Source organism: Streptomyces sp., assembly GCF_035563135.1.
Lineage (GTDB): Bacteria > Actinomycetota > Actinomycetes > Streptomycetales > Streptomycetaceae > Streptomyces.
On record NZ_DATMVN010000733.1, the window covers coordinates 1 to 24,183 of the forward strand.

24 protein-coding genes and 2 pseudogenes are annotated in these 24,183 nt (G+C 70.7%); 16 read left to right on the forward strand and 10 right to left on the reverse strand.

Features of this window, described 5'->3' with window-relative positions:
* Positions 1-219 precede the first annotated feature (219 nt).
* Positions 220-891: a lysophospholipid acyltransferase family protein gene (locus VN520_RS32405; RefSeq protein ID WP_325750507.1), complete on the forward strand. Its 672-nt coding sequence runs from the start codon at positions 220-222 to the stop codon at positions 889-891.
* 67 nt (positions 892-958) lie between these two features.
* Here the strand turns inward: VN520_RS32405 and VN520_RS32410 are convergent, their stop codons facing one another.
* Both VN520_RS32410 and VN520_RS32415 read right to left on the reverse strand, forming a co-directional pair.
* A complete protein-coding gene (locus VN520_RS32410) occupies positions 959-2,506 on the reverse strand; it encodes an MFS transporter (RefSeq protein WP_325750508.1) in 1,548 nt (515 codons plus the stop codon).
* A complete protein-coding gene (locus VN520_RS32415) occupies positions 2,503-3,054 on the reverse strand; it encodes a TetR/AcrR family transcriptional regulator (RefSeq protein WP_325750509.1) in 552 nt (183 codons plus the stop codon). The genes VN520_RS32410 and VN520_RS32415 overlap by 4 nt, the downstream gene beginning before the upstream one ends.
* A 169-nt stretch (positions 3,055-3,223) precedes the next feature.
* Here VN520_RS32415 and VN520_RS32420 point away from each other — a divergent pair, with 169 nt between their 5' ends.
* Positions 3,224-3,724 carry a hypothetical protein gene (locus tag VN520_RS32420; RefSeq protein WP_325750510.1) on the forward strand — a complete coding sequence of 167 codons (501 nt, stop codon included), beginning with the start codon at positions 3,224-3,226 and terminating at the stop codon, positions 3,722-3,724.
* Positions 3,725-3,780: 56 nt separating this feature from the next.
* On the opposite strand, the gene VN520_RS32425 is transcribed toward VN520_RS32420, so the two are convergent.
* Positions 3,781-4,752: an aldo/keto reductase gene (locus VN520_RS32425; RefSeq protein WP_325750511.1), complete on the reverse strand. Its 972-nt coding sequence runs from the start codon at positions 4,750-4,752 to the stop codon at positions 3,781-3,783.
* Positions 4,753-4,815: 63 nt separating this feature from the next.
* Positions 4,816-6,249, reverse strand: coding sequence for an argininosuccinate lyase (gene argH, locus VN520_RS32430; RefSeq protein WP_325750512.1), 1,434 nt, complete (start codon positions 6,247-6,249; stop codon positions 4,816-4,818).
* Positions 6,250-6,447: 198 nt separating this feature from the next.
* Here argH and VN520_RS32435 point away from each other — a divergent pair, with 198 nt between their 5' ends.
* A complete protein-coding gene (locus VN520_RS32435; protein WP_325750513.1) occupies positions 6,448-7,047 on the forward strand; it encodes a pyridoxamine 5'-phosphate oxidase family protein in 600 nt (199 codons plus the stop codon).
* A 64-nt stretch (positions 7,048-7,111) separates the two neighbouring features.
* Positions 7,112-7,813, forward strand: a complete 702-nt coding sequence (locus VN520_RS32440) for a L,D-transpeptidase family protein (RefSeq protein ID WP_325750514.1) — start codon at positions 7,112-7,114, stop codon at positions 7,811-7,813.
* On the opposite strand, the gene VN520_RS32445 is transcribed toward VN520_RS32440, so the two are convergent.
* The 5 genes and pseudogenes from VN520_RS32445 to VN520_RS32465 all read right to left on the reverse strand — a co-directional run.
* Entirely contained in the window at positions 7,807-8,352 is a 546-nt protein-coding gene (locus VN520_RS32445; RefSeq protein ID WP_325750515.1) for an arginine repressor, read from the reverse strand. The genes VN520_RS32440 and VN520_RS32445 overlap by 7 nt on opposite strands.
* Positions 8,353-8,377: 25 nt before the next feature.
* Positions 8,378-9,574 (reverse strand): acetylornithine transaminase, encoded by a 1,197-nt coding sequence (locus tag VN520_RS32450; RefSeq protein WP_325750516.1) that lies wholly within the window; start codon positions 9,572-9,574, stop codon positions 8,378-8,380.
* Complete coding sequence (gene argB / locus VN520_RS32455) at positions 9,571-10,497, reverse strand: acetylglutamate kinase (RefSeq protein WP_325750517.1); 927 nt, start codon at positions 10,495-10,497, stop codon at positions 9,571-9,573. The genes VN520_RS32450 and argB overlap by 4 nt, the downstream gene beginning before the upstream one ends.
* A complete protein-coding gene (argJ, locus tag VN520_RS32460; protein ID WP_325750518.1) occupies positions 10,494-11,672 on the reverse strand; it encodes a bifunctional glutamate N-acetyltransferase/amino-acid acetyltransferase ArgJ in 1,179 nt (392 codons plus the stop codon). The genes argB and argJ overlap by 4 nt, the downstream gene beginning before the upstream one ends.
* A gap of 88 nt (positions 11,673-11,760) precedes the next feature.
* Positions 11,761-12,351 (reverse strand): annotated as a pseudogene (locus tag VN520_RS32465) (Asd/ArgC dimerization domain-containing protein); the annotation flags it as partial.
* On the opposite strand from VN520_RS32465, the pseudogene VN520_RS32470 reads away from it, so the two are divergent.
* The 9 genes and pseudogenes from VN520_RS32470 to mutM all read left to right on the forward strand — a co-directional run.
* Positions 12,352-12,750: pseudogene (locus VN520_RS32470) on the forward strand (dihydroxyacetone kinase); the annotation flags it as partial.
* Positions 12,751-12,801: 51 nt separating this feature from the next.
* Positions 12,802-15,027, forward strand: a complete 2,226-nt coding sequence (gene recG, locus VN520_RS32475) for an ATP-dependent DNA helicase RecG (RefSeq protein ID WP_325750519.1) — start codon at positions 12,802-12,804, stop codon at positions 15,025-15,027.
* Positions 15,028-15,114: 87 nt separating this feature from the next.
* Entirely contained in the window at positions 15,115-15,699 is a 585-nt protein-coding gene (gene rsmD / locus VN520_RS32480) for a 16S rRNA (guanine(966)-N(2))-methyltransferase RsmD (protein ID WP_325750520.1), read from the forward strand.
* Positions 15,700-15,725: 26 nt separating this feature from the next.
* On the forward strand, positions 15,726-16,205 hold the full coding sequence (gene coaD / locus VN520_RS32485; RefSeq protein ID WP_325750528.1) for a pantetheine-phosphate adenylyltransferase: 480 nt from the start codon (positions 15,726-15,728) through the stop codon (positions 16,203-16,205).
* Positions 16,206-16,302: 97 nt separating this feature from the next.
* Complete coding sequence (locus VN520_RS32490) at positions 16,303-17,400, forward strand: cell division initiation protein (RefSeq protein WP_325750521.1); 1,098 nt, start codon at positions 16,303-16,305, stop codon at positions 17,398-17,400.
* A 135-nt stretch (positions 17,401-17,535) separates the two neighbouring features.
* A complete protein-coding gene (locus tag VN520_RS32495; protein WP_325750522.1) occupies positions 17,536-18,207 on the forward strand; it encodes a DUF177 domain-containing protein in 672 nt (223 codons plus the stop codon).
* A gap of 2 nt (positions 18,208-18,209) precedes the next feature.
* The gene (gene rpmF, locus VN520_RS32500; protein WP_003965982.1) at positions 18,210-18,383 is read left to right on the forward strand and encodes a 50S ribosomal protein L32; all 174 of its coding nucleotides are present in this window, start codon (positions 18,210-18,212) and stop codon (positions 18,381-18,383) included.
* A gap of 19 nt (positions 18,384-18,402) precedes the next feature.
* Entirely contained in the window at positions 18,403-19,227 is an 825-nt protein-coding gene (gene rnc, locus VN520_RS32505; RefSeq protein ID WP_325750523.1) for a ribonuclease III, read from the forward strand.
* A 98-nt stretch (positions 19,228-19,325) separates the two neighbouring features.
* Positions 19,326-20,183 carry a bifunctional DNA-formamidopyrimidine glycosylase/DNA-(apurinic or apyrimidinic site) lyase gene (gene mutM, locus VN520_RS32510; RefSeq protein ID WP_325750524.1) on the forward strand — a complete coding sequence of 286 codons (858 nt, stop codon included), beginning with the start codon at positions 19,326-19,328 and terminating at the stop codon, positions 20,181-20,183.
* 200 nt (positions 20,184-20,383) lie between these two features.
* Here the strand turns inward: mutM and VN520_RS32515 are convergent, their stop codons facing one another.
* Positions 20,384-21,358, reverse strand: a complete 975-nt coding sequence (locus VN520_RS32515; protein WP_325750525.1) for a CAP domain-containing protein — start codon at positions 21,356-21,358, stop codon at positions 20,384-20,386.
* 156 nt (positions 21,359-21,514) lie between these two features.
* Between VN520_RS32515 and VN520_RS32520 the strand changes: the two genes are divergently transcribed.
* The 3 genes from VN520_RS32520 to VN520_RS32530 form a co-directional block, all read left to right on the forward strand.
* Entirely contained in the window at positions 21,515-21,796 is a 282-nt protein-coding gene (locus VN520_RS32520; RefSeq protein ID WP_325750526.1) for an acylphosphatase, read from the forward strand.
* 435 nt (positions 21,797-22,231) lie between these two features.
* The gene (locus VN520_RS32525) at positions 22,232-22,444 is read left to right on the forward strand and encodes a hypothetical protein (RefSeq protein WP_033304037.1); all 213 of its coding nucleotides are present in this window, start codon (positions 22,232-22,234) and stop codon (positions 22,442-22,444) included.
* A 309-nt stretch (positions 22,445-22,753) separates the two neighbouring features.
* A partial coding sequence (locus VN520_RS32530; RefSeq protein WP_325750527.1) for a chromosome segregation SMC family protein occupies positions 22,754-24,183 on the forward strand: 1,430 nt, incomplete at its 3' end.

The window sequence follows — 24,183 nt, forward strand, 5'->3', positions numbered from 1 at the left end:
TGTGATGTCCGGCACCTTCGGGGCAGGCTTGATCGTAGGCAGCTACGCCATCGGTGGGGCGGCCCGTGGACGAACATGGCGGAAACACACATCAACACTGCGTATCCGCGGGGTGAACCCGATGTGCGCGGAGGCAGTACCCGCGAGTATCGTCCTCACCTGCATATACCCTCGCGAATGCCCGCCCCGGCCGCCCCGGCCACGACACCGGAGGAAGCGTTGTCCCGACTCACGGTCATCAAGGCAGTGCTCGGACCGATCCTGCGCCTGCTCTTCCGGCCGCAGGTGGAGGGTGTCGAGAACATCCCGGGCGACGGCCCGGTGATCCTGGCGGGCAACCATCTGACGTTCATCGACTCGATGATCATGCCGATCTGCTGCGACCGGCCGGTGTTCTACATCGGCAAGGACGAGTACGTCACCGGCAAGGGCTTCAAGGGCCGGCTGATGGCCTGGTTCTTCACGGGCTGCGGGATGATCCCGGTCGACCGGGACGGCGGCCGCGGCGGTGTCGCGGCGCTGATGACGGGCCGCCGGGTGCTGGAGGAGGGCAATGCCTTCGCCATCTACCCCGAGGGCACCCGCTCCCCCGACGGCCGGCTCTACCGGGGCCGCACCGGCATCGCGCGGCTGACCCTGATGACCGGTGCGCCGGTCGTGCCGTTCGCGATGATCGGCACGGACAAGCTGCAGCCCGGCGGCGCGGGTCTGCCCCGGCCGGGCAAGGTCACGGTCCGCTTCGGTGAGCCGATGGAGTTCTCGCGCTACGAGGGCATGGACCGCGACCGCTACGTCCTGCGGGCGGTGACCGACTCCGTGATGGCCGAGGTGATGCGGCTGTCCGGCCAGGAGTACGTCGACATGTACGCCACGAAGGCCAAGGCCGCCTGAGCCGGACGGGTGGCATCCGGTACCCGGCGCGGCTGCCGGGCCGTCCGCCCGCCGGGCGTCCGGGCGCTCACTCGTCCGGGATGATGCCGTCCTCCAGCTTCTGGCCCCGCAGCAGGAACCACGCGGCGGTGGCCGTCGCGAGCAGGACCACGGCGCCCACCGCCGCCGACACCCGCAGCCCGTTGACGAAGGCCTCCTGGGCTGCGGCGACGAGTTCGCTCCCCTGGTGCGCCGGGAGGTGCTCCGCCGTCTCCACGGCTCCGCCGAGCGACTCGTGGGCGGCTGACGCGTCGGCGGCCGGGATGCCCCGGGGAGTCCCGAAGCCCTGGTAGACACCCGTGACGATGGACCCGAGCAGCGCGATACCGAGGGCGGCGCCCAGCTCGTACGCCGTCTCGGACACCGCGGACGCGGAGCCGGCCTGTTCCTTGGGGACGCTGGAGAGGATCACGTCGGACGTGACGGTGAACGCGAATCCCGCTCCGACGCCCACCACCAGGAGCAGGACGCCGATCAGGGGGTAGCCGGTCTCCTTGTGGATCACCGTGACCAAGGCGAGCGACACGCCGATGGCGCCGAGCCCTCCGGCGACCACCGAGCGCACGGAGTAACGCCGTGCGACTCTCCCCGCCAGCAGCCCTGCGGTCACCGCGCCGACCGCGGCGGGCAGTTCGGCGAGCCCGGCCTCGAGCGGCCCGCGCCCCTGGACCAGTTGCAGGAACTGGGAGAGGAAGAAGACGATCCCGGAGAGGCCGAGGATGGTCAGCAGGTCCGCCAGGACCGCCCCGGAGAACCCCCGGTGGTGGAAGAGGCGCATGTCCAGCAGCGGGGCCGGGAGCTTGAGCTGACGGCGCACGAACCAGGCGAGTGCCAGTACGCCGCCTGCGGCCACCAGGGCGATCCCCCAGCTCAGGCCGTGCGCGGCGAGTTCCTTGACGGCGAACACGATGCCGATCATGCCGACCAGGGAGAGCCCCACACTGAGCAGGTCCCAGGGGCCCGGCGCCGGATTCCTGGATTCGGGGATCATCCTGATGCCCACGGCGACGAGGACGGCCATCACGGGCAGGTTGATCAGGAAGACCGACCCCCACCAGAAGTGCTCCAGCAGGAGCCCGCCCACGACCGGTCCGACGGCGGCACCCGCCGCTGCCATGGCGCCCCAGATACCGACGGCGAGGCTGCGTTCGCGCGGGTCGTGGAAGAGATTGCGGATCAGGGCGAGCGTGGACGGCATCAGAGTGGCGCCCGCGACACCGAGCAGCGCCCTGGCCAGGATCATCATCTCGGGGCTCGACGCGTAGGCGTTGAGCACGGAGACCGCGCCGAAGGCCGTGGCGCCGGTCAGCAGCAGCTTCTTCCGGCCGATGCGGTCGCCGAGGCTGCCCATGGAGACCAGGAGCCCGGCGATCACGAAGGAGTAGACGTCGCCGATCCACAGCAACTGGGTACCGGTCGGTTCGAGGTCCTCGCTGAGGAACGGGGTGGCCAGGCCGAGGACGGTGGCGTCGACGGCGACCAGCAGCACGGCCAGGACCAGGACGGTGAGGGCGATCCACCGGCCCGGGTGGTGCGGATCACCGGTGACGCCGGCCTTCGAAGAGGTGCTGCTCATTTCTCCACGCTCCGGCGTGCTCCGCCCAGGAGCAACTCGACGATCATGTAGGGGAAGTCCTGCGCGGCGACCCGGCCGGCCTGCACCGACCACGCGCAGCTCCCGATCAGGCCGTACAGGGCCTCGGTCAGCCAGGCCGGGGTGAGGTCGATGCGGAACTCACCGCGCTCCTGGCCGCGGCGGAAGAAGGCCGAGACCCGGGCGTCGAGGCGGTTCCAGCCCTCGTTGACGTCGTCGCCCTCGAAGAGCTGGTTCTCGGTGACGAGGAAGGACAGCAGTCCCGCGCTGGGCTGGAGGGCCGTGATCAGCCGCCGAAGCCCGTCCTCGGCGCTGCCCTCGTCGAGTCCTGCCGCGTCCAGCGCGGCTTCGAACTCCTGGATACCGAGGTCTTCCAGCGCTCCCACCAGGGCGTCCCGCCCGGCGAAGTGCCGGTGCAGGGTGGCGCGGCCGATCCCCGCGGCCCGGGCGACCTCGTCCATGGTCGCGGTGGATTTCCGGGTCAGCAGTGCGGCGGCGCTGCGCAGCACCTGCTCACGATCGAGAGTCATGAGACAACAATAGATCAAATGAGACACCGACGTCCCACTCCGCTCCGGTGCCTGCCACAGCCGCGGCCCGCCCGTCGCCCGGGGCGCCCTGTTCCCTGCCGGCAGGCCGCCGCGCGGGACCCCGGGGCACCCCGTGGAGGCCGGACGGTCCAGAGGGCACCATGGCGGCATGAAGCCGCTGCTGTTGATCGACATCGACGGGCCGCTCAATCCGTACGCGGCGCTGTCCCGCCGCACCCCTCCGGAGGGGTATCAGGTCCACCGGATGCGGCCGACGGGGTGGAGGACGGGAACGCCGCTGCCGGTGCTGCTCGCTCCCCGGCACGGCGAGGAGCTGCTGGCTCTCGCCGCCCGGTACGAACTCGTCTGGGCGACCACCTGGAAGGACGAGGCCAACGAGTGGATCGGCCCGCGTCTCGGGCTGCCCCCGCTGCCGTACATCGACTGGCCCGCCATGCACGCCGTCACGGCCGGCGGCACGTACTGGAAGACGCGTCATGTCGTCGACTACGCGGACGGAAGGCCGTTCGCCTGGGTCGACGACGAGATCTCCGGATCCGACACCGCCTGGGTCGCCGCGCACCACCCGGGGCGGGCCCTGCTGCGGAGGATCGATCCCTGGGTCGGGCTGGTGCGGGAGGACTTCGACGCGCTCGCCGACTGGGCGTGAGCCACGGGTCTCCGCCCGGTGCGGGCCCGGCGCCCGGGCCCGCCGCCCCGGTCCGCTCAGCTCCAGGGCAGTGAGGCCCGGTGACGCCAGTACGCCTCCGGCTCCTCCACCAGGGCCGCCAGCCGGTCCAGCCGGTCCGGGTCCAGGTCGAGCAGGGGCGCGTGCAGATTGGCCGCCAGCTGGGTGACGGTGACCGCGCCGGAGAGGACGACTCCGGCCCACGGCTGACGGAGCACGAACGCCAGGGCGACGGCATCCGCGTCCAGCCCGGCTTCCGCACCGGTCTCCCGGAGGACGGCGGGCGCCTCCGTGCCGGCGAGCCGGCCGTTGGCCATGGCCTCCTTGACGATCACGGTGAGTCCCGCGTCGTGGGCCTCGGCGAGTGCCGCTCCGGCGGAGGTCTCCAAGGCGTTGTAGGTGGCCTGGACGGTACGGAAGAGGGGTTCGCCGTCCACGGTCACGGTGAGGGCCGCCCGGATGGCGTCGGCCTGACCGGGACCGCTCGCGGAGAAGCCGACCGTGGTACCCCCGGCGGACAGCTCGGCGAGCCGCGCGTGCAGGCCCTTGTCGCTCAGCGCCGGACTGTCGGCGGTCACCGAGTGGATCTGGTACAGGTCGAGCCGCTCGCCGAGCAGCCCGGCCGTCTCGGCGTGCTGGCGCTCGAAGGTGGCGAGTCCGTGGTCCTTCACCTCGTGCACCTCGGCGTCGGCCCGCCAGTCGGCGGTGTAGGTGTAGCCCCACTTGCTGCCGATGACCACGTCCGTCACATCGGGCCGGGCGGTCAGCCACTCGGCGAGGAACTCCTCGGCGCGGCCGTAGGAGCGTGCGGCGTCGAAATAGCGCACGCCCTGGGCGTAGGCCGCGTCCAGGAGTTCGTGGGCACGGGCGCGCAGCGCGTCCACCCCGCGGTCGCCGGGCAGATCGCGGTCGCGGTGCGGAGTGAGGTAGCCGGGCCTGCCGACGGCGGCCAGACCGAGCCCGATGCGGTGGGTCGGGGTGGTAGCTCGGTTCAGGCGGGCGAAGGGCATCGCGGGCTCCTCTGGGTCGGTTCCGAACGCCTTCCCGTCAACGTAGCCCGCGATGCCTGCGGATCAGCCGCGTGCGGCCGCCCAGGCGTGCTGCGTCACCAGGTCGGCCTTCACCTCGGCCAGCTGGACGGCGACGGCCGAGGGAGCCGTCCCGCCGCGCCCGCTGCGGGAGGCCAGCGCGCCGGGCACGTTCAGGACGGTGCGCACCTCCGGGGTGAGGTGCTCGGAGATCTTCGCGAACTGCTCGTCCGTCAGCTCGTCGAGCTCGATGCCCTGCTGTTCGCACACCTTCACGCACTCACCCGCGACCTCGTGCGCCACCCGGAAGGGGACGCCCTGCTTGACCAGCCACTCGGCGATGTCCGTGGCGAGCGAGAAGCCGGCCGGGGCCAGCTCCTCCATGCGCTCCCGGTTGACGGTGAGCGTGGCCATCATGCCGGTGAAGGCGGGGAGCAGGACCTCCAGCTGGTCGCAGGAGTCGAAGACCGGCTCCTTGTCCTCCTGGAGGTCGCGGTTGTAGGCGAGCGGGAGGGCCTTCAGCGTCGCCATCAGTCCGGTCAGGTTGCCGATGAGGCGGCCGGACTTGCCGCGGGCCAGCTCGGCGATGTCCGGGTTCTTCTTCTGCGGCATGATCGAGGAACCGGTGGAGAAGGCGTCATGGAGGGTGACGAAGGAGAACTCCTTCGTGTTCCAGATGATGATCTCCTCGGCGATGCGGGAGAGGTTGACGCCGATCATCGCGGTGATGAAGGCGAATTCGGCGACGAAGTCACGGGACGCGGTGCCGTCGATGGAGTTGGCGGCGGAGCCGCGCTCGAAGCCGAGGTCCGCGGCGACGGCCTCCGGGTCGAGCCCGAGGGACGATCCGGCCAGCGCCCCGGAGCCGTAGGGGGAGACCGCGGTCCGCTCGTCCCACTGCCGCAGCCGCTCGGCGTCCCGGGACAGGGACTGCACGTGCGCCAGGACGTGGTGGGCGAAGAGGACCGGCTGGGCGTGCTGGAGGTGCGTGCGGCCGGGCATCGCCACGCCCGGGTGCGCCTCGGCCAGGCCCACCAGCGCGTCCTGGAGGCCGGCGACCAGTCCGCCGATGATCCGGGCGTGGTCACGCAGATACATGCGGAAGAGCGTGGCGACCTGGTCGTTGCGGGACCGGCCGGCCCGCAGCTTCCCGCCGAGGTCCGGACCGAGGCGCTCCAGGAGTCCGCGTTCGAGGGCGGTGTGGACGTCCTCGTCGGCGATGGTTCCGGTGAACGACCCGTCCGCGACGGCGGCTTCGAGCGAGTCCAGGCCCTCGATCATGCGGGACAGCTCGTCGTCGGTGAGCAGTCCCGCCTTGTTGAGCACGCGCGCGTGGGCCCGGGAGCCCGCGATGTCGTACGGCGCGAGCCGCCAGTCGAAGTGGACGGAGGCGGACAGCTTGGCCAGCGCCTCGGCCGGGCCGTCGGCGAAACGGCCGCCCCACAGGCGTACGTCGCTGTTACCGGTGCCGTTGCTCACTGCGGTGCTCCTCGGGAGTGCAAGGGGTCTGCGTCCGCCTCACGGCGCGACCACGAATAGCATAACTATGCGTCCCATCGTATGCATTGTCAAAGCTGCCGGCCGGACCAGAGGGAGCGAGGGCCACTCCTCACGCGAGGAGCGGCCGGACCGGAAAACATTCAGCCCCGTACAGCCGTTCGGGCAACAATCACGTACATGGGAAAAACATACGAACGCATCGAAGGCCGGCTCCGGACGTTCATCGAGGAGCAGCACCTCTTCTTCACCGCGACCGCGCCCCTGGACGGCGACGGCACCGTCAACCTGTCCCCCAAGGGCGTGAGCGGGTCCTTCGCCGTCATCGACGAACGGACCGTGGCCTACCTCGACTTCGCCGGCAGCACCGCGGAGACCGTCGCCCATCTCCGCGAGAACGGGCGCATCACGCTGATGTGGTGCGCCTTCCAGGGCCCGCCGAACATCGTCCGTGTGCACGGCCGCGGGGAGCCGGTCTTCCGTGACGATCCGCGCTTCACCGGGCTGCTCGCCCATTTCCCCGGCGTCGACCCGTCCCCCCACGGGCTGCGCGCCGTCATCGTGGTGACGGCCGAGCTGATCCGGGACAGCTGCGGTTACGCGGTGCCGTTCATGTCGTACGACGAGGACCGCTCCCTGCACGCCGACCGCTTCCGGCGTGAGGACGACGAGAGCCTCAGCAGGTACTTCGAGAAGAAGCCCGACATCGCCACCAGCATCGACGGCCTGCCGGGCCTCCCCCTGCCGCTGCCCGCGATGCCCGCGGCGGCCGAGGGGTGAGGCTCTGGGCCGTACGGAGCAGGCGCGGTGGGGGCGGGCCGCCGCGCCCCGTACGGTCCGGAGCATGCGCAGATTCCTGGTGACCGCGTCGGTCCTGCTGGCACTGACCGGTTCGCTCGCGGCGCGGCCCGCCGGGCCGCCGCCCCTTCCGGAACGGCTGGCCGACACGGGCGGCGGTACGCAGCTGATCACCGCCGAGGCCCCCGCCGCAGACTCCACGACGGGCACGGTCACCTGGTGGGACCGGCGCGGGGGCGGCTGGGTGGCCGCGGGGTCGGCGCCTGCCCGCTTCGGGGCGAACGGGCTGGCCGAGGGCGCCACCCGCACCCAGGGCACGGACACCACACCCACCGGGCTGTACGGCCTGCCGTACGCCTTCGGGATCGAGGCCGCCCCGCCCGGGACCCGCTATCCCTACCGCCGGGTCGGCGACAACGCGTGGTGGTGCCAGGACAACGCGTCCCGTGCCTACAACCGCTGGGTGGAACCGCGCCCCGCCGACTGCCGCGCGGCCGAGGCCGAACACCTCGTCACCTACACCACCCAGTACGCCCGTGCACTCGTCATCGGCTTCAACTACCACCGGCCGGTACGGGGCAGGGGCGCCGGGATCTTCCTCCACGTCGACGGGAAGGGCGCGACCGCCGGCTGTGTGTCCGTGCCCGCACCCGCCATGACCCGGATCCTGTCCTGGGCCGATCCGGCCCGCCGGCCGCACATCGCGGTCGGAACGGCGTCCGGTCCGACCGCGATCACCCGCTACTGAGGCTCACGGTCGTTCTGTGCCAGCCGCAGCAGGTGATCGGCCAGTGCCTGGCCGCCGTTCGGGTCACGGCTGATCAGCATCAGCGTGTCGTCCCCCGCGATCGTGCCGAGGACCGCCCGGAGCTCGGCCTGGTCGATGGCCGAGGCGAGGAACTGCGCGGCCCCCGGCGGCGTACGCAGCACCACGAGGTTGGCCGAGGCCTCGGCGGAGATGAGCAGTTCGGCCGAGAGCCGGCGCATCCGCTCCTCCTTGGCCGATCCCCCGAGCGGGGCCTGCGGGGTACGGAAACCGCCCTCGCTCGGCACCGCGTAGATCAGCTCGCCACCGGTGTTGCGGATCTTCACCGCGCCGAGCTCGTCCAGGTCACGGGAGAGCGTCGCCTGGGTGACGCTCAGCCCGTCGTCGGACAGGAGCCTGGCCAGCTGGCTCTGCGAGCGCACCGGCCTGCGGTTCAGGATGTCCACGATCCTGCGGTGGCGTGCCGTGCGGGTCTGTGGCACCGACGGCCCGCCGTGGTCGGTTTCCTGCGCCTCGGTCATCGTCGTCGCCTCATTCTCCGGATCGTCACTCCCCGGATCGTCCGTCCCCGTAAGCCGTGTCGAGAGCTCCCGGCAGAATCCGCAGGAACGCGTCCACCTCGGCGTCACCGATGATCAGCGGCGGCATGAGCCGTACGACGTCGGGGGCGGGCGCGTTCACCAGGAGTCCGGCTCCCTGGGCCGCCTGCTGCACCTTCGGTGCGAGGGGCCCGGTGAGCACGATACCCAGCAGCAGCCCCGAGCCGCGGACGTGGGAGACCAACGGGTGCCCGAGGCCCTCGACACCGTCCCTGATCTTCTCGCCGAGCCGCTTCACCTCGTCCAGGGCGCCGTCGGCCGCCAGGGTGTCCAGCACGGCGAGTCCGGCCGCGCAGGCGACGGGGTTGCCGCCGAACGTCGTACCGTGCTGTCCGGGCTTCAGCAGGTCGGCAGCGGCGCCGAAGGCGACGGTGGCACCGATGGGCAGTCCGCCGCCGAGCCCCTTGGCCAGGGTGACCACGTCGGGCTCGACGCCCTGGTGGGCCTGGTGTTCGAACCAGTGGCCGCAACGGCCGATCCCGGTCTGCACCTCGTCCAGGACGAGCAGCGTGCCGGTGGCCCGGGTGATCTCCCTGGCCGCCTCCAGATAGCCCCTGGGCGGCACGACGACGCCGTTCTCACCCTGGATCGGCTCGATGATCAGCAGAGCCGTGCCGGTCGTCACCGCGGCGCGGAGCGCCTCGGCGTCGCCGTACGGGACGTGCGTGACGTCGCCGGGCAGCGGGAGGAACGGACCGCGCTTGCCGGGCTGGCCGGTCAGCGCGAGGCTGCCCATGGTCCGGCCGTGGAAGCCTCCGTCGGTGGCGACCATGTGCGTCCGCCCGGTCAGCCGGCCGATCTTGAAGACCGCCTCGTTCGCCTCGGCGCCCGAGTTGCAGAAGAAGACCCTGCCCGTGCGGCCGAAGAGCGTCAGGAGCCGTTCGGCGAGCGCGACGGGCGGCTCGGCGGTGTAGAGGTTGGAGACATGGCCGAGGGAGGCGATCTGCGTGGAGACGGCCCGGACCACCGCGGGGTGGGCGTGGCCGAGCGCGTTGACCGCGATGCCGCCGACGAAGTCGAGGTACTCGCTCCCGTCCGCGTCCCACACACGGGCACCCGCGCCGCGCACCAGGGGCAGCTGCGGGGTGCCGTAGTTGTCCATCAGCGCGCCCTTCCAGCGCTGCGCGAACTCCGCGTTGCTCATGACTCCCCCTCTGTTGCGGTCTGCGCGACGGCAGCCCTGTCCGGCACGACCATCGTGCCGACTCCCTCGTCGGTGAAGATCTCCAGCAGGATCGAGTGCTGGACCCGGCCGTCGATGACACGGGCCGTCTCGACACCGTTGCGCACGGCGTGGAGGCAGCCCTGCATCTTGGGCACCATGCCGCTGGAGAGGGAGGGCAGCAGCTTCTCCAGCTCGGTGGCGGTGAGGCGGCTGATGACGTCGTCGCTGTTCGGCCAGTCCTCGTAGAGGCCCTCGACGTCGGTGAGGACCATCAGGGTCTCGGCGTCCAGCGCGGCGGCGAGTGCGGCGGCCGCGGTGTCGGCGTTGACGTTGTAGACGTGGTTGTCCTCGGCGGACCGCGCGATGGAGGAGATGACCGGGATCCGGCCGTCGTCCAGCAGCGCCTGGATCGCTCCGGTGTCGATGGCGGTGATCTCGCCGACCCGGCCGATGTCGACGGCTTCGCCGTCGATCACGGGACGGTGCTGGGTGGCGGTGATCGTGTGGGCGTCCTCACCGGTCATGCCGACGGCCAGCGGGCCGTGCTGGTTGAGCAGCCCGACGAGTTCCCGCTGCACCTGCCCTGCCAGCACCATGCGTACGACGTCCATGGCCTCGGGCGTGGTGACGCGCAGCCCGGCCTTGAATTCGCTGACCAGGCCCTGCTTGTCGAGCTGGGCGCTGATCTGCGGGCCCCCGCCGTGCACGACGACGGGCTTGAGGCCGGCGTGCCGCAGGAAGACGACGTCCTGGGCGAAGGCGGCCTTCAGCTCCTCGTCGATCATGGCGTTGCCGCCGAACTTGATGACGACGGTCCTGCCGTGGTGCCGGGTGAGCCAGGGCAGCGCCTCGATGAGGATCTGCGCCTTGGGCAGCGCGGTGTGCTTCCTCGCGGCGCTCATGAGCTGTACGCGCTGTTCTCGTGGACGTACTCGGCGGTCAGGTCGTTGGCCCAGATGACGGCGGACTCGTGTCCCGCCGCGAGGTCCGCGGTGATCCTGACCTCCCGGTAGCGCATGTCGACCAGGTCGCGGTCCTCGCCCACGCTGCCGTTCCTGCACACCTGGACGTCGTTGATGGCGACGTTCAGCCGGTCGGGTTCGAAGACGGCCCTCGTGGTGCCGATCGCGGAGAGGACCCGGCCCCAGTTGGGGTCCTCGCCGTGGATGGCGCACTTGAGGAGGTTGTTGCGGGCGATGCTCCGGCCGACCTCGACGGCGTCGTCCTCGGTCGCCGCGTTGATCACCTCGATGCGGATGTCCTTGGAGGCGCCCTCGGCGTCCCCGATCAGCTGCCGGGCGAGGTCGGCGCAGACGCTCTGCACGGCCTGGTCGAACTCGGCCTGCGCGGGGGTGATCCCGCTCGCCCCGGAGGCGAGCAGCAGCACGGTGTCGTTGGTCGACATGCAGCCGTCGGAGTCGACCCGGTCGAAGGTGGTGCGGGTGGCCGCGCGCAGCGCGGCGTCGAGTGCGGGCGCCTCCACGTCGGCGTCGGTGGTGAGGACGACCAGCATGGTGGCGAGACCGGGGGCGAGCATGCCCGCGCCCTTGGCCATGCCGCCGACGGTCCAGCCCTCGCCGTCCGCGACGGCGGTCTTGTGGACCGTGTCCGTGGTCTTGATCGCGATGGCGGCCTTCTCGCCGCCGTGCGGGGTCAGTTGGGCGACCGCCTTGTCGATGCCCGGGAGGAGCTTGTCCATGGGCAGCAGCAGGCCGATCAGTCCGGTGGAAGCGACGGCGACCGTCCCGGCACCGTGCCCGCCCGTCCCGTCGTACCCGGCGCTGTTCAGGGAGGCGGCGGCCCTCTCGGCGGTGGCGTGGGTGTCCTGGAAGCCCTGGGGGCCCGTACAGGCGTTGGCACCCCCGGAGTTGAGGACGACGGCGGTCACCTCGCCACCCTTGAGGACCTGTTCCGACCAGAGGACGGGTGCGGCCTTGACGCGGTTGGAGGTGAAGACGCCCGCGGCGGCGCATCGCGGTCCCTGGTTGACCACGACGGCCAGATCCGGGTTGCCGCTCTCCTTGATCCCGGCGGCGATGCCCGCCGCCGTGAACCCCTTGGCTGCCGTGACACTCACTGCATCTCCTCGTTCGCTTCTCCGCCCACGCAGCGCAGTGGCGCGGCTTTCGTCGTCCCCCGCAGCCCGGGGGCTGCGTGTGCGTCGCTCACGGTGCGACTCCGACCGTGGAAAGACCTGTGTCCTCGGGCAGCCCGAGGGCGATGTTCATGCTCTGCAGGGCGCCCCCGGCGGTGCCCTTGGCGAGGTTGTCGATGGCGCTGATCACGATGATCCGGCCGGCCGCCTCATCGTGGGCGACCTGGATCTGCACGGCGTTGGACCCGTACACGGCCGCGGTGGCGGGCCACTGCCCCTCGGGCAGCAGGTCGACGAACGGCTCGTCGGCGAAGGCCTTCTCGTACACCGCGCGGAGCGAGCCGGCGTTCACTCCCGGCTTCGCCTTCGCGCTGCACGTGGCGAGGATCCCGCGGGGCATGGGCGCCAGGGTCGGTGTGAAGGACACGGAGACGGGTTCACCGGCCGCGGCGCCGAGGTTCTGCATCATCTCGGGGGTGTGCCGATGGGACCCTCCGACGCCGTAGGGCGACATGTTGCCCATCACCTCGGAGCCGAGCAGGTGCGGCTTGACCGCCTTGCCCGCCCCGGAGGTGCCGGACGCCGCGACGACGACGGCCTCGGGCTCGGCGATACCGGCCGCGTACGCCGGGAAGAGCGCGAGGGAGACGGCCGTCGGGTAGGCCTCGCCGCGCTCGCCGTCCACGAACCGGGCCGCAGCTTCGACGAGGACGTCGTCGCGATGACGTCGGCGGCCGGCGCGACCCGGTACGCCGAACTGGCCGTCGCCGAACGGCAGTCCTGGACGATGGCGGGCATCTGCCAGACCGGCGACATCCTCGGCATGATCGACGGGGACGTGGCCGTCATCGGGGAGGACGTCCCCGGCACGGCCCGCACGGTCCTGGACCGGATGCTGTCGGCAGGCGGAGAACTCGTCACCCTCGTCCTGGGCCAGGACGTGCCCGACGCCCTGGCCGACGAACTGGGCGAACACATCCGCGAGGGCTACCTCGCCGTCGACACGGTCGTCTACCGGGGCGGCCACCAGGCGGCCCCCCTGCTGATCGGCGTCGAGTGACGCGTCGCGCGGGGCGGCGCGCGAAGACATCTGTCAGTGGCGTGGTGTGCAATGGACCGCGTGTCCGCTTTCGACGAACCCCTCAAGAAGCTGCTCGGCGGAGCCACCGCGAAGGTGATGGCCGAACACCTCGACCTGCACACGGTCGGGGACCTGCTGCACCACTACCCGCGGCGCTACGAGGAGCGGGGCCGGCTCACCGCGCTCACCGAGCTGCCGCTGGACGAGCACGTGACGGTGGTCGCACAGGTCGCCGACGCACGGATCATGATGTTCAACAACGGCCGCGGCAAGCGGCTGGAGGTCACCCTCACCGACGGGAGCGGCAGACTCCAGCTGGTCTTCTTCGGACACGGCGTCCACAAGCCCCACAAGGAGCTCCTCCCCGGCCGGCGGGCGATGTTCGCGGGCAAGGTCTCGGTCTTCAACAGGAAGATGCAGCTGGCGCACCCCACGTACCAGCTCCTCGACGCGAAGGACATGGACGAGCCGGCTGACGTGACCGAGGCCGTCGACGCCTTCGCGGGGCAGCTGCTGCCGATCTATCCGGCCTGCAAGCAGCTCGACTCCTGGCGGATCGCCAAGGCCGTCGACACGGTCCTGCCCAGCGCGCAGGAGGCGGTGGACCCGCTCCCCCCGGCGCTGCGCGAGGGGCGTGGATTCATCCCCCTCCCCGAGGCGCTGCTCAGGATCCACCGCCCGCACACCAAGGCGGACGTCGCGGCCGCGCGGGACCGGCTGCGCTGGGACGAGGCCTTCGTCCTCCAGGTCGCGCTCGCCCGCCGGCGCTACGCCGACACCCAACTCCCGGCAGTGGCACGCAGACCCGTCCCCGGTGGACTGCTCGACGCCTTCGACGCCACCCTCCCCTTCACCCTCACCGAGGGCCAGCAGAAGGTCACCGGGGAGATCTTCGACGCCCTGGCGACGGAACACCCCATGCACCGGCTGCTCCAGGGGGAGGTCGGGTCCGGCAAGACACTGGTCGCCCTGCGGGCCATGCTCCGGGTCGTCGACGCGGGCGGCCAGGCGGCGATGCTCGCGCCCACCGAGGTGCTGGCCCAGCAGCACCACCGGTCGGTCACCGAGATGATGGGCGGCCTCGCCGAAGGCGGCATGCTCGGCGGCTCCGCCCTGGGCACGAAGGTCGTCCTGCTCACCGGCTCCATGGGCGCGGCGGCCCGCAGGCAGGCACTGCTCGACCTGGTCACGGGCGAGGCCGGGATCGTCATCGGCACCCATGCGCTGATCGAGGACAAGGTCCGTTTCCACGACCTCGGTCTCGTCGTCGTCGACGAACAGCACCGCTTCGGCGTGGAACAGCGCGACGCGCTGCGCTCCAAGGGGAAGCAGCCGCCCCACCTGCTGGTCATGACGGCCACACCCATTCCCCGTACGGTCGCCATGACCGTCTTCGGGGACCTGGAGACCTCCGTGCTCGACCAGCTCCCCGCCGGCCGCTCCCCGATCGCCAGCCATGTCGTCCCCGCCAAGGACAAACCCCACTTCCTCAGCCGCGCCTGGGAACGCGTCCGTGAGGAGGTGGAGAACGGCCACCAGGCCTACGTCGTCTGCCCCCGCATCGGTGACGACGCCGACGAGGCAGCGCAGAAGAAGGGGAAAGCGGGGAAGAAGCCAGCGGCCCCCGAGGAGGAGGGGAAGCGGCCGCCGCTCGCCGTGCTGGACATCGCCGAGCAGCTCGCCGAGGGCCCGCTCGCCGGGCTGCGCGTCGAGGTCCTCCACGGCAGGATGCCGCCCGACGACAAGGACGACATCATGCGCCGGTTCGCCGCCGGCCAGGCCGACGTCCTGGTCGCCACCACCGTCATCGAGGTCGGGGTGAACGTCCCCAACGCCACCGCGATGGTGATCATGGACGCGGACCGCTTCGGTGTCTCCCAGCTGCACCAGCTGCGCGGCCGCGTGGGACGTGGCAGCGCCCCCGGCCTCTGCCTGCTGGTCAGCGAGGCCCACGAGGCCAGTACCGCGCGGGCCAGGCTCTCCGCGGTCGCCGCCACCCTCGACGGCTTCGAGCTCTCCCGCATCGACCTCGAACAGCGGCGTGAGGGTGATGTCCTGGGCCAGGCGCAGTCCGGGGTCCGCTCCTCCCTGAGGGTGCTCAGCGTCATCGACGACGAGGAGGTCATCGCGGCGGCCCGCGAGGAGGCCGTCCGTGTCGTCGCGGACGATCCCGGACTGGAGCGGCTGCCGGAGCTGCGCACCGCCCTGGACGCGCTGCTCGACAAGGACCGGGAGGAGTACCTCGACAAGGGGTGACCGGGCGGATCCCCGGCGACGCCATATCGTGGGGAGCACGGCGCACGTTCCGTCCTGTGCGCCGCCCGCGACCCGAGGAACAGACCCATGACCCGCGTGATCGCCGGCTCGGCCGGCGGACGCCGCCTGGCCGTCCCGCCCGGCACCGGTACCCGCCCCACCTCCGACCGTGCGCGCGAGGGCATGTTCTCCACCTGGGAAGCGCTCCTGGGCACGCTCGACGGCATCCGCGTCGCCGACCTGTACGCGGGTTCCGGCGCGGTGGGTCTGGAGGCACTCTCGCGCGGAGCGGCCCACGCGCTGCTCGTGGAGGCCGACGCCAGGGCCGCGCGCACCGTGCGCGACAACATCCGCACCCTCGGTCTGCCCGGTGCCGAATTCCGTGCGGGCAAAGCCGAGCAGATCGTGACCGGACCGGCACCCTCCGAGCCGTACGACGTGGTTTTCCTCGATCCGCCGTACGCCGTCACCGACGACGATCTTCGGGAGATCCTGCTCACACTCCGTGCTCAGGGGTGGCTCACGGGCGATGCTCTCGTCACGGTGGAACGGAGCACCAGAGGCGGGGAATTCAACTGGCCCGACGGATTCGGGCCGCAACGGTCCCGCCGCTACGGCGAGGCCACGTTTTGGTACGGTCGCGCCGCCTCTACGTGCGAAGACGCACGATGACCGCACCGGAGAGCGAGGGAATCACAGTGCGCCGCGCCGTCTGTCCGGGGTCGTTCGACCCCATCACCAACGGGCATCTCGACATCATCGGACGAGCTTCGAAGCTGTACGACGTCGTCCACGTCGCAGTGATGATCAACCAGTCCAAGAAGGGCCTGTTCACCATCGACGAGCGGATCGAGATGATCCGCGAGGTCACCGCGGATTTCGGCAACGTGGAGGTCGAGTCCTTCCACGGACTGCTGGTCGACTTCTGCAAACAGCGTGACATCCCGGCGATCGTGAAGGGTCTGAGGGCCGTCAGCGACTTCGACTACGAGCTGCAGATGGCCCAGATGAACAACGGCCTCTCGGGGGTCGAGACACTCTTCGTACCGACGAACCCGACCTACAGCTTCCTGTCGTCCTCCCTGGTCAAGGAGGTAGCCACCTGGGGCGGCGACGTGGCGCACCTCTTGCCGCCGTCGGTCCACGACGCCCTCGTGGAGCGCCTCGGCCGGCAGTGAGGTGCTGACCGCACGTCACCCGGTGTCGGACGGGAGGCGACTGGCCTTACAGTCGTCCCGTCCGTCTCCAACAGCAGCAGAGAGTGGCGAGCACACGGTGGACGTGCAGAAGAAGCTCGACGAGATCGTCGAAACGGTCGGGAACGCCCGCTCCATGCCCATGTCGGCGTCCTGCGTGGTCAACCGGGCCGAACTGCTCGCGATGCTGGAGGAGGTGCGCGAGGCCCTTCCCGGTTCGCTCGCGCATGCCGAAGAGCTCATCGGCGGCCGTGAGCAGCTCGTCGAGCAGGCCAGGCAGGAGGCCGAGCGGATCATCGAGGCCGCTCACGCGGAGCGCGGCTCGCTGGTCTCCGGCACCGAGATCGCCCAGAGGTCCCAGGCCGAGGCGGACCGGATCCTGTCCGAGGCCCGCAGGGAGGCCGACGAGGTCCGCGCCGAGGCCGACGAGTACGTCGACAGCAAGCTCGCCAACTTCGAGGTCGTCCTCACCAAGACCATCGGCTCCGTCGACCGCGGCCGCGAGAAGCTCCTGGGCCGCGGCGAAGGCGTCGACGAGCAGGGTTACGAAGACCCCGACTTCGCCGAGGCGCCGGAGCGCAGCGCCGACCCCGAGACGCTCCGCCGGCGCGCCGACGACTACGTGGACACCAAGCTCGGCGCCTTCGAGGCCGTGCTCGCCAAGACCCTGGAAGCCGTCGGCCGGGGCCGTCAGAAGCTGCACGGCCGGGTCGCCACCGACGACCTCGGCGCGCACATGGCCGCCCAGGACGCCGCGGGCGGTCACCTGCACACCAGCGACGAGGACCACTGGGCCGGCCTCGCCGCCCCCGAGCCGCAGCAGAGCCCCCGGCCCTCCTACCCGGAGCCGGACCACGCGCCGGCCGCCGGCTACCAGGACCCCGCGCGGACCGGCTTCCCGGCCCAGGGCGGGCACGAGCCGCAGTACGCGCAGACGTACGGCTACCAGGACCAGCAGCAGGCGCAGAACGGCTACGGCTACCAGCAGCAGCCCGACCCCTACGCCGCCTACCAGCAGCAGGCGTACGACCCCGACCAGCAGCAGGAGTACGGCTGGCCGCAGCAGGCCCAGGCCGCCCCCGCGCAGCAGGGCGAGAGCGCGCTCGACGAGACCAGCCTCTTCGACACCAGCATGATCGACCTGGAACAGCTGCGCCGCTACGAACAGGGCCGCTGAGCGGAGCGGTCGGTACCGGATTGGGAGCTGGGCGGTACGTCCAGTATCCTGGCTCTTCGGTCGCGTGTATGTCCGCGATCCCGGCTGCCCTCTTCCTCCGGACAGGGGCGGCCCTCCCGAAGCAGCACCACGCACATGATTTCGAAAGCAGGAAAAGCCCTGAACGGCCACCTCGACCACCGAAACCCTCTCGTGTTCGATACGCGCGAGCTGGGCCGGCGTCCCGGTGCCATGAAGCGGCTGACCCGCTCGGTGGAAGCACCCGGCTCGCCGGTCCTCGGTATCGACGGGGTCATCGGCGTACCGGAGAACGCGCCGGTGGCGCTGGACCTCCGCCTCGAATCGGTCATGGAAGGGGTGCTTGTCACAGGCACCGCCCGTGCGACGGCCGAGGGGGAGTGCGTAAGGTGTCTGGAGCCGCTGGCCCTTGAGGTCGAAGCGGACTTCCAGGAGATGTTCTCGTACCCTGACGCCGATGACCGGAACCGCAGCAGGACCGCGGACCCGGTCGACGACGCCGAGGACGACGAGGACAGGTTCTTCCTCGAGGACGACTCGTTCGACCTCGAGCCTGTGCTGCGTGACGCGGTGGTGCTCGCACTGCCGCTGCAGCCGGTGTGCAAGGAGACCTGTGCCGGGCTGTGTTCCGAATGCGGAATCAGGCTGGACGAGAATCCGGATCACCACCACGATGCCGTCGACATCCGTTGGGCGGCACTGCAAGGACTCGCCGAGACCGTTCAGGACGGCGAGAAGGACAACATGGGCGGCGCCGAACCGGGCGTCGACGAGAAGCAGGAGAAGTAGCCGTGGCTGTTCCGAAGCGGAAGATGTCGCGCAGCAACACGCGCCACCGCCGGTCGCAGTGGAAGGCTGCGGTCCCCACCCTGGTTTCGTGCGAGCGTTGCCAGGAGCCGAAGCTCCAGCACATTGCGTGCCCGAGCTGCGGCACCTACAACAAGCGCCAGGTCCTCGAGGTCTGAGCGGCTGGTGAGAGGCCCGATGTCTGAGTTGTCCAGCGCCAAGAAGCAGGCAGACAACGTCAACACAGCCTCGTCCCACACGCTTCTGGAAGGGCGGCTCGGGTATCACCTCGAGTCCGCCCTTCTGGTGCGTGCGCTGACCCACCGCTCGTACGCATACGAGAACGGCGGTCTGCCCACCAACGAGCGGCTCGAATTCCTCGGGGATTCGGTGCTCGGTCTGGTGGTCACGGACACGCTGTACCGCACCCACCCCGACCTGCCCGAAGGCCAGCTGGCCAAGTTGCGGGCCGCGGTGGTCAACTCGCGTGCACTTGCGGAAGTGGGCCGCGGCCTCGAACTCGGCTCCTTCATCCGGCTCGGCCGTGGTGAAGAGGGCACGGGTGGCCGGGACAAGGCTTCCATCCTCGCCGACACCCTTGAAGCGGTGATCGGCGCCGTCTATCTCGACCAGGGCCTCAGCGCGGCCTCGGAGCTGGTGCACCGGCTCTTCGACCCGCTGATCGACAGGTCCTCCAGCCTCGGAGCCGGCCTGGACTGGAAGACCAGTCTCCAGGAGCTCACCGCGAGCGAGAGCCTCGGAGTCCCCGAGTACCTCGTCACGGAGACCGGCCCGGATCACGAGAAGACCTTTACTGCTGCTGCTCGCGTCGGTGGTGTCTCGTACGGCACCGGCACCGGCCGTAGCAAGAAGGAAGCGGAGCAGCAGGCGGCGGAGTCCGCCTGGCGCGAGATCAGCGCCGCCGCGGAAGCACGGGAGACTGCGGCCGAGGCCGCAGCCGACGGAGGGGTCGCCGACATCCCTGCCGTCCCGTCGCCGCACTCGGACGCGGCTCCGGCCTGAATCATCCGAGAACCCCTCGGTGCGTCCGCGCACCGGGGGGTTCTCGCTGTCCCGTCACGGCTGTCACGCCCGTCACGTTCCTCGAAGGAGTACCCGCCGTGCCCGAACTGCCCGAGGTCGAAGTCGTGCGCAGGGGTCTGGAGCGCTGGACCGCCGGGCGCACCGTCAAGGACGTCGAGGTCCTGCACCCGCGTGCGGTCCGCCGGCACCTCACGGGAGGCGACGACTTCGCGGCCCGGCTCCGGGGCCTGCGCTTCGGCACGGCGATGCGCCGCGGCAAGTACCTCTGGATCCCTCTCGACGAGGCGGAGTGCTCGCTCCTGGGCCATCTCGGCATGAGCGGTCAGCTGCTCGTACAGCCCGAGGAGGCCGCCGACGAGAAGCACCTGCGCATCAGGATCCGCTTCGACGACACACTCGGAACCGAGCTGCGCTTCGTCGACCAGCGCACCTTCGGCGGGCTGTCGCTGCACGGGAACACCCCCGACGGCCTGCCCGACGTCATCGCGCACATCGCGCGCGACCCCCTCGACCCGGCCTTCGACGACACCGCCTTCCACCTGGCGCTGCGCCTGCGCCGTACGACGGTCAAGCGCGCCCTGCTCGATCAGTCACTGATCAGCGGCGTGGGCAACATCTACGCCGATGAGGCGCTCTGGCGCAGCCGGCTCCACTACGAGCGGCCGACCGCGACCCTGACCCGTCCCAGGACGGCGGAGCTGCTCGGCCATGTCCGGGACGTGATGAGGGAAGCCCTCGACCAGGGCGGCACCAGCTTCGACAGCCTGTACGTCAATGTGAACGGGGAGTCCGGATACTTCGACCGGTCGCTGGACGCCTACGGGCGCGAGGGCGAACCCTGCCACCGCTGCGGGACGCCGATGCGCCGGCGGCCCTGGATGAACCGCTCCAGCTACTTCTGCCCGCGCTGCCAGCGCCCGCCGCGGATCTCCTGACGTCCCGGTCCAGGCCTGACGTTCCGGTCCAGGCCTGGCGTGCCGGCCCAGGCCTGGCGTGCCGCGCCGTGCCGGGTTCGGGGCCGCGACGGCTTCGGGCATCCGGACCTCGACGGGCCGCACGAGGCTCATCAGCTGCTCCGCGGCCTCACGGCCGAGTGCGTCGCCGTACGGACGGGACAGGGCGGTCGGCGGAACGCTCAGAAGCCGAAGTCCTGCGTCCACCAGGGGCCGCCGGAGCCGAGGTGCACGCCCACCCCGAGGGTCTTGTAATCGCAGTTGAGAATGTTCGCACGGTGGCCGTCGCTGTTCATCCAGGCGTCCATCACGGCCTGCGCGTCGGCCTGGCCCCGGGCGATGTTCTCGCCGCCCAGACCCTGCACGCCGGCTGCGGCGGCACGGTCCCAGGGGGTCGCCCCGTCGGGGTCGGTGTGGCCGAAGAAACCGCGGGCCGCCATGTCCTCGCTGAAGTCCTGGGCGAGCGCGGTCAGTGAGGCGCTGGTGGTGACCGGGCTGCAGCCGACCGCCGCGCGTTCCTGGTTGACCAGGGAGAGGACGGCGGCCTGAGCGGAGGCGGCGGACGGGCTCGCCGGGGCGGCGGGCCCGCTGCTCGGGGTGGCCGATGAGGGCTTCGGGGCGGTCGGGGAGGGCTTCGGGGCGGCCGGCGTCCTGGTCGCGGGGCTGGACGACATGGTCTTCTTCGGCTGCGCAGCCGGCTTCTTCGTCCGCTCCGGCGTCTTCGCTGCCGACTCCGGCGTCTTCGTCACCGGCTTCGACGTGGTGGCGGACGGCTTCTTGTCCGGCTTCTCGCTCGGGGTGGCGGAAGGGGACTTCGAGGGTGCGGCGGAGCGCCCGGCACCCCTGCTCGCCTCGGCCGACGCCGAGGCGCGACCGGTCGGCTCGGCGGACGACCTCCCCTGGGTCAGCAGATCAGGAACGCCACCCGCGTGCACCTGCCCGGTATTCCCGCTGACGCTGTAGCTGTCGCCGCCGGGCAGCAAGCCGGACGCGACAGCGACCGCTCCGACGGCCACGGCGGCGGACACGCCGAGAAGTCCGGCTCGCACGGGTATGCCCGCTCGCTTCTTCGGGCGTGCACTCCGGTGCCCGTCCTCCGTGGCCGCCGCGTGCTGCTCAGCGGCGGGGGCCGCGCCTGCGCGTCGATGCCGTCCCATGCGCTGTGCCTTCCTCGTGCTCCGGGCGTCGTTCCGACGTCACCGAATTCAAGATCAAACTCACCCGTTCGGGTGAGGCTATTGCGAGGGGACCTTACGCCATGGCGGATCGGGGGCGGCGAGCTCGCCGAGCGATCGGCCGGTTAGCGTTCGGGCATGAACGAAGACGCACGACTCGTCGTATGGGTGCGCGGCCGAGTACAGCAAGTAGGTTTTCGCTGGTTCACCAGGGCAAATGCTTTGGAGATCGGAAGCCTCACCGGCTTCGCGCTCAATCTCGACGACGGCCGGGTGCAGGTGGTGGCGGAAGGGCCGCGTGAGAATTGCCACCGACTGCTCGACTGGCTCGGTTCCGACGACACGCCCGGCCGCGTGGACGGTGTCACTGAGATCTGGGACACGCCTCGGGGCGGCTATGAGGGATTCGCGATCCGTTGATCACGACGGGAAAGAGGGGCGCATCCGCTGTGTGCGCAAAGGGCGGTGTCCGGCGGCCGGGAAGGACCACGAGGGCCGCGCACCCGAAATGACCTGCGCAAGAAGCCGGCGGCCCGACATGGTTGCCAAGAAGCGGGCGTCGTGCCAGGCTGCGGAATTGACGAAGATCTCCACGCCCCCCGGGACCCGCAGGAGAGCCGCGCCGTATGATCGTCGAGCCGCGCGCCCCCGGGACACCCGGCCCCGTGGCGTGTGATCGTGTTGACCGTCAAACTTTTTGGTGAGACGCTGAAAACCCCGCGCACCTTAGCTGTTCGGCAGAGCTGGAGACAGCAGAACAGCAGTGAACAGAGAGCACTGTCGAGCACCGCGGGTGCGATTCCCTCACGACCCACACCGCATCGGTCGGTCACACAGTGTGGAGGACCTTTCATCATGGCAAAGGCGCTTCTCGGTTACGTCGGCGGTTCCGACCCGCGACTCCTCGCCGAGATGCGACGGCTTCAAAAGCGCGTCCAGGACCTGGAATCCGAGCTCGTACGGATCCAGGACGAGAACGACGCGCTCAACGCCGCCGCTCAGCACCAGGAGTCGCTGCTCGACAGCATCGACATCGACGTTCCCCAGGCGGAGCCCGCGCTGACCTGACCCCCAGGCCTTGCCGGGGCCGGTCGGGCCGTATGCCAGCCGCTCGGGATCAACCATCGAAGTCTTCGTCACGGATCGTCGTCCCGGAACACCGAGGACTGCCGGGGATCCGGTCCGTCCGCGATCCGTCACGCAAGGCTGTGCGCGGATGACTGCACAGCAGCACCGTGCAGGTTTTACAAGGGACGCTTCGGCGTCCCTTCTTTCTTGCCCTCCGCCCCGCCCCCGGCTTACCGCTCTTCGCCTACCGTCTGATGTGCCCTGCACCTTCATCGGCGAAACCGGGAGTGAAAGGTAGAGTCCGGCGGCGTGCACCTCAAGGCCTTGACCCTCCGTGGTTTCAAATCGTTCGCCTCCGCCACGACCCTGCGCTTCGAGCCGGGGATCACCTGCGTCGTCGGTCCCAATGGATCGGGCAAATCCAATGTGGTGGACGCGCTCTCCTGGGTCATGGGTGAGCAAGGGGCCAAATCCCTGCGCGGCGGGAAGATGGAAGACGTGATCTTCGCCGGCACCACGGGAAGACCGCCTCTGGGCCGTGCGGAAGTGTCGCTGACGATCGACAATTCCGATGGCGCGCTGCCCATCGAGTACGCCGAGGTGACGATCACCCGGATCATGTTCCGCAACGGCGGCAGTGAATACCAGATCAACGGCAGCACCTGCCGGCTGCTCGACATCCAGGAACTCCTCTCGGACTCCGGTATCGGCCGCGAGATGCATGTCATCGTCGGCCAGGGCCGGCTGGACTCGGTCCTGCACGCCGATCCGACGGGGCGCCGCGCCTTCATCGAAGAGGCGGCCGGTGTGCTCAAGCACCGTAAGCGTAAGGAGAAGGCGCTGCGGAAGCTGGAGGCGATGGGCGCCAACCTCGCCCGCGTCCAGGACCTCACCGACGAACTGCGGCGCCAGCTCAAACCGCTGGGCCGGCAGGCAGCCGTGGCCCGCCGGGCCGCCGTCATCCAGGCCGACCTGCGGGACGCCCGGCTGCGGCTCCTCGCTGACGACCTGGTGCGGCTGCGGGAAGCGCTGCGCGACGAGATCGCGGACGAGGCCGCCCTCAGACAGCGCAGGGAAGCGGCGGAGGCCGAACTCAAGGCGGCGCTCGTCCGTGAGGCGGACCTGGAGGACGAGGTGCGCCGGCTGGCGCCGCGGCTGCAACGGGCACAGCAGACCTGGTACGGACTCTCGCAACTGGCCGAACGGGTACGGGGCACGATCTCGCTCGCCGAGGCCCGGGTGAAGAGCGCCGCGGCCGCGCCGGAGGAGGAGCGGCGCGGGCGCGACCCGGAGGACATGGAGCGTGAGGCCGCACGGATCCGCGAGCAGGAGGCGGAGCTGGAGGCGGCACTCGAAGCGGCGGAGCACGCCCTGGAGGACACCACCGCACACCGGAGCGAACTGGAGCGGGAGCTGGCCTCCGAGGAGCGCAGGCTCCGGGACGCGGCCCGGGCCATCGCCGACCGGCGCGAAGGACTCGCCCGGCTCACCGGGCAGGTCAACGCCGCCCGCAGCCGGGCGGGTTCGGCACAGGCCGAGATCGACCGGCTGGCCGCGTCGAGGGACGAGGCGCAGGAGCGGGCCGTCGCCGCCCAGGAGGAGTACGAGCAGCTCAAGGCCGAGGTCGAAGGCCTGGACGCGGATGACGCGGAGCTGGCGGAACAGCACGAGGGTGCGAAGCGGGAGCTCACCGGGGCGGAGGCCGCCCTGAACGCGGCGCGCGAGGCGGTCACCGGGGC

What these genes read in the sequence shown, in the direction of transcription:
- VN520_RS32520 (WP_325750526.1), top strand. Translation starts at nt 21,515, where the DNA reads ATGAACGAAGACGCACGACTCGTCGTATGGGTGCGCGGCCGAGTACAG.
- VN520_RS32420 (WP_325750510.1), top strand. Translation starts at nt 3,224, where the DNA reads ATGAAGCCGCTGCTGTTGATCGACATCGACGGGCCGCTCAATCCGTAC.
- VN520_RS32445 (WP_325750515.1), bottom strand. Translation starts at nt 8,352, where the DNA reads ATGACCGAGGCGCAGGAAACCGACCACGGCGGGCCGTCGGTGCCACAG.
- VN520_RS32415 (WP_325750509.1), bottom strand. Translation starts at nt 3,054, where the DNA reads ATGACTCTCGATCGTGAGCAGGTGCTGCGCAGCGCCGCCGCACTGCTG.
- VN520_RS32525 (WP_033304037.1), top strand. Translation starts at nt 22,232, where the DNA reads ATGGCAAAGGCGCTTCTCGGTTACGTCGGCGGTTCCGACCCGCGACTC.
- VN520_RS32435 (WP_325750513.1), top strand. Translation starts at nt 6,448, where the DNA reads ATGGGAAAAACATACGAACGCATCGAAGGCCGGCTCCGGACGTTCATC.
- rnc (WP_325750523.1), top strand. Translation starts at nt 18,403, where the DNA reads ATGTCTGAGTTGTCCAGCGCCAAGAAGCAGGCAGACAACGTCAACACA.
- recG (WP_325750519.1), top strand. Translation starts at nt 12,802, where the DNA reads ATGGACCGCGTGTCCGCTTTCGACGAACCCCTCAAGAAGCTGCTCGGC.
- rsmD (WP_325750520.1), top strand. Translation starts at nt 15,115, where the DNA reads ATGACCCGCGTGATCGCCGGCTCGGCCGGCGGACGCCGCCTGGCCGTC.
- VN520_RS32515 (WP_325750525.1), bottom strand. Translation starts at nt 21,358, where the DNA reads ATGGGACGGCATCGACGCGCAGGCGCGGCCCCCGCCGCTGAGCAGCAC.
- VN520_RS32495 (WP_325750522.1), top strand. Translation starts at nt 17,536, where the DNA reads ATGATTTCGAAAGCAGGAAAAGCCCTGAACGGCCACCTCGACCACCGA.
- VN520_RS32410 (WP_325750508.1), bottom strand. Translation starts at nt 2,506, where the DNA reads ATGAGCAGCACCTCTTCGAAGGCCGGCGTCACCGGTGATCCGCACCAC.
- VN520_RS32425 (WP_325750511.1), bottom strand. Translation starts at nt 4,752, where the DNA reads ATGCCCTTCGCCCGCCTGAACCGAGCTACCACCCCGACCCACCGCATC.
- VN520_RS32450 (WP_325750516.1), bottom strand. Translation starts at nt 9,574, where the DNA reads ATGAGCAACGCGGAGTTCGCGCAGCGCTGGAAGGGCGCGCTGATGGAC.
- VN520_RS32440 (WP_325750514.1), top strand. Translation starts at nt 7,112, where the DNA reads ATGCGCAGATTCCTGGTGACCGCGTCGGTCCTGCTGGCACTGACCGGT.
- argB (WP_325750517.1), bottom strand. Translation starts at nt 10,497, where the DNA reads ATGAGCGCCGCGAGGAAGCACACCGCGCTGCCCAAGGCGCAGATCCTC.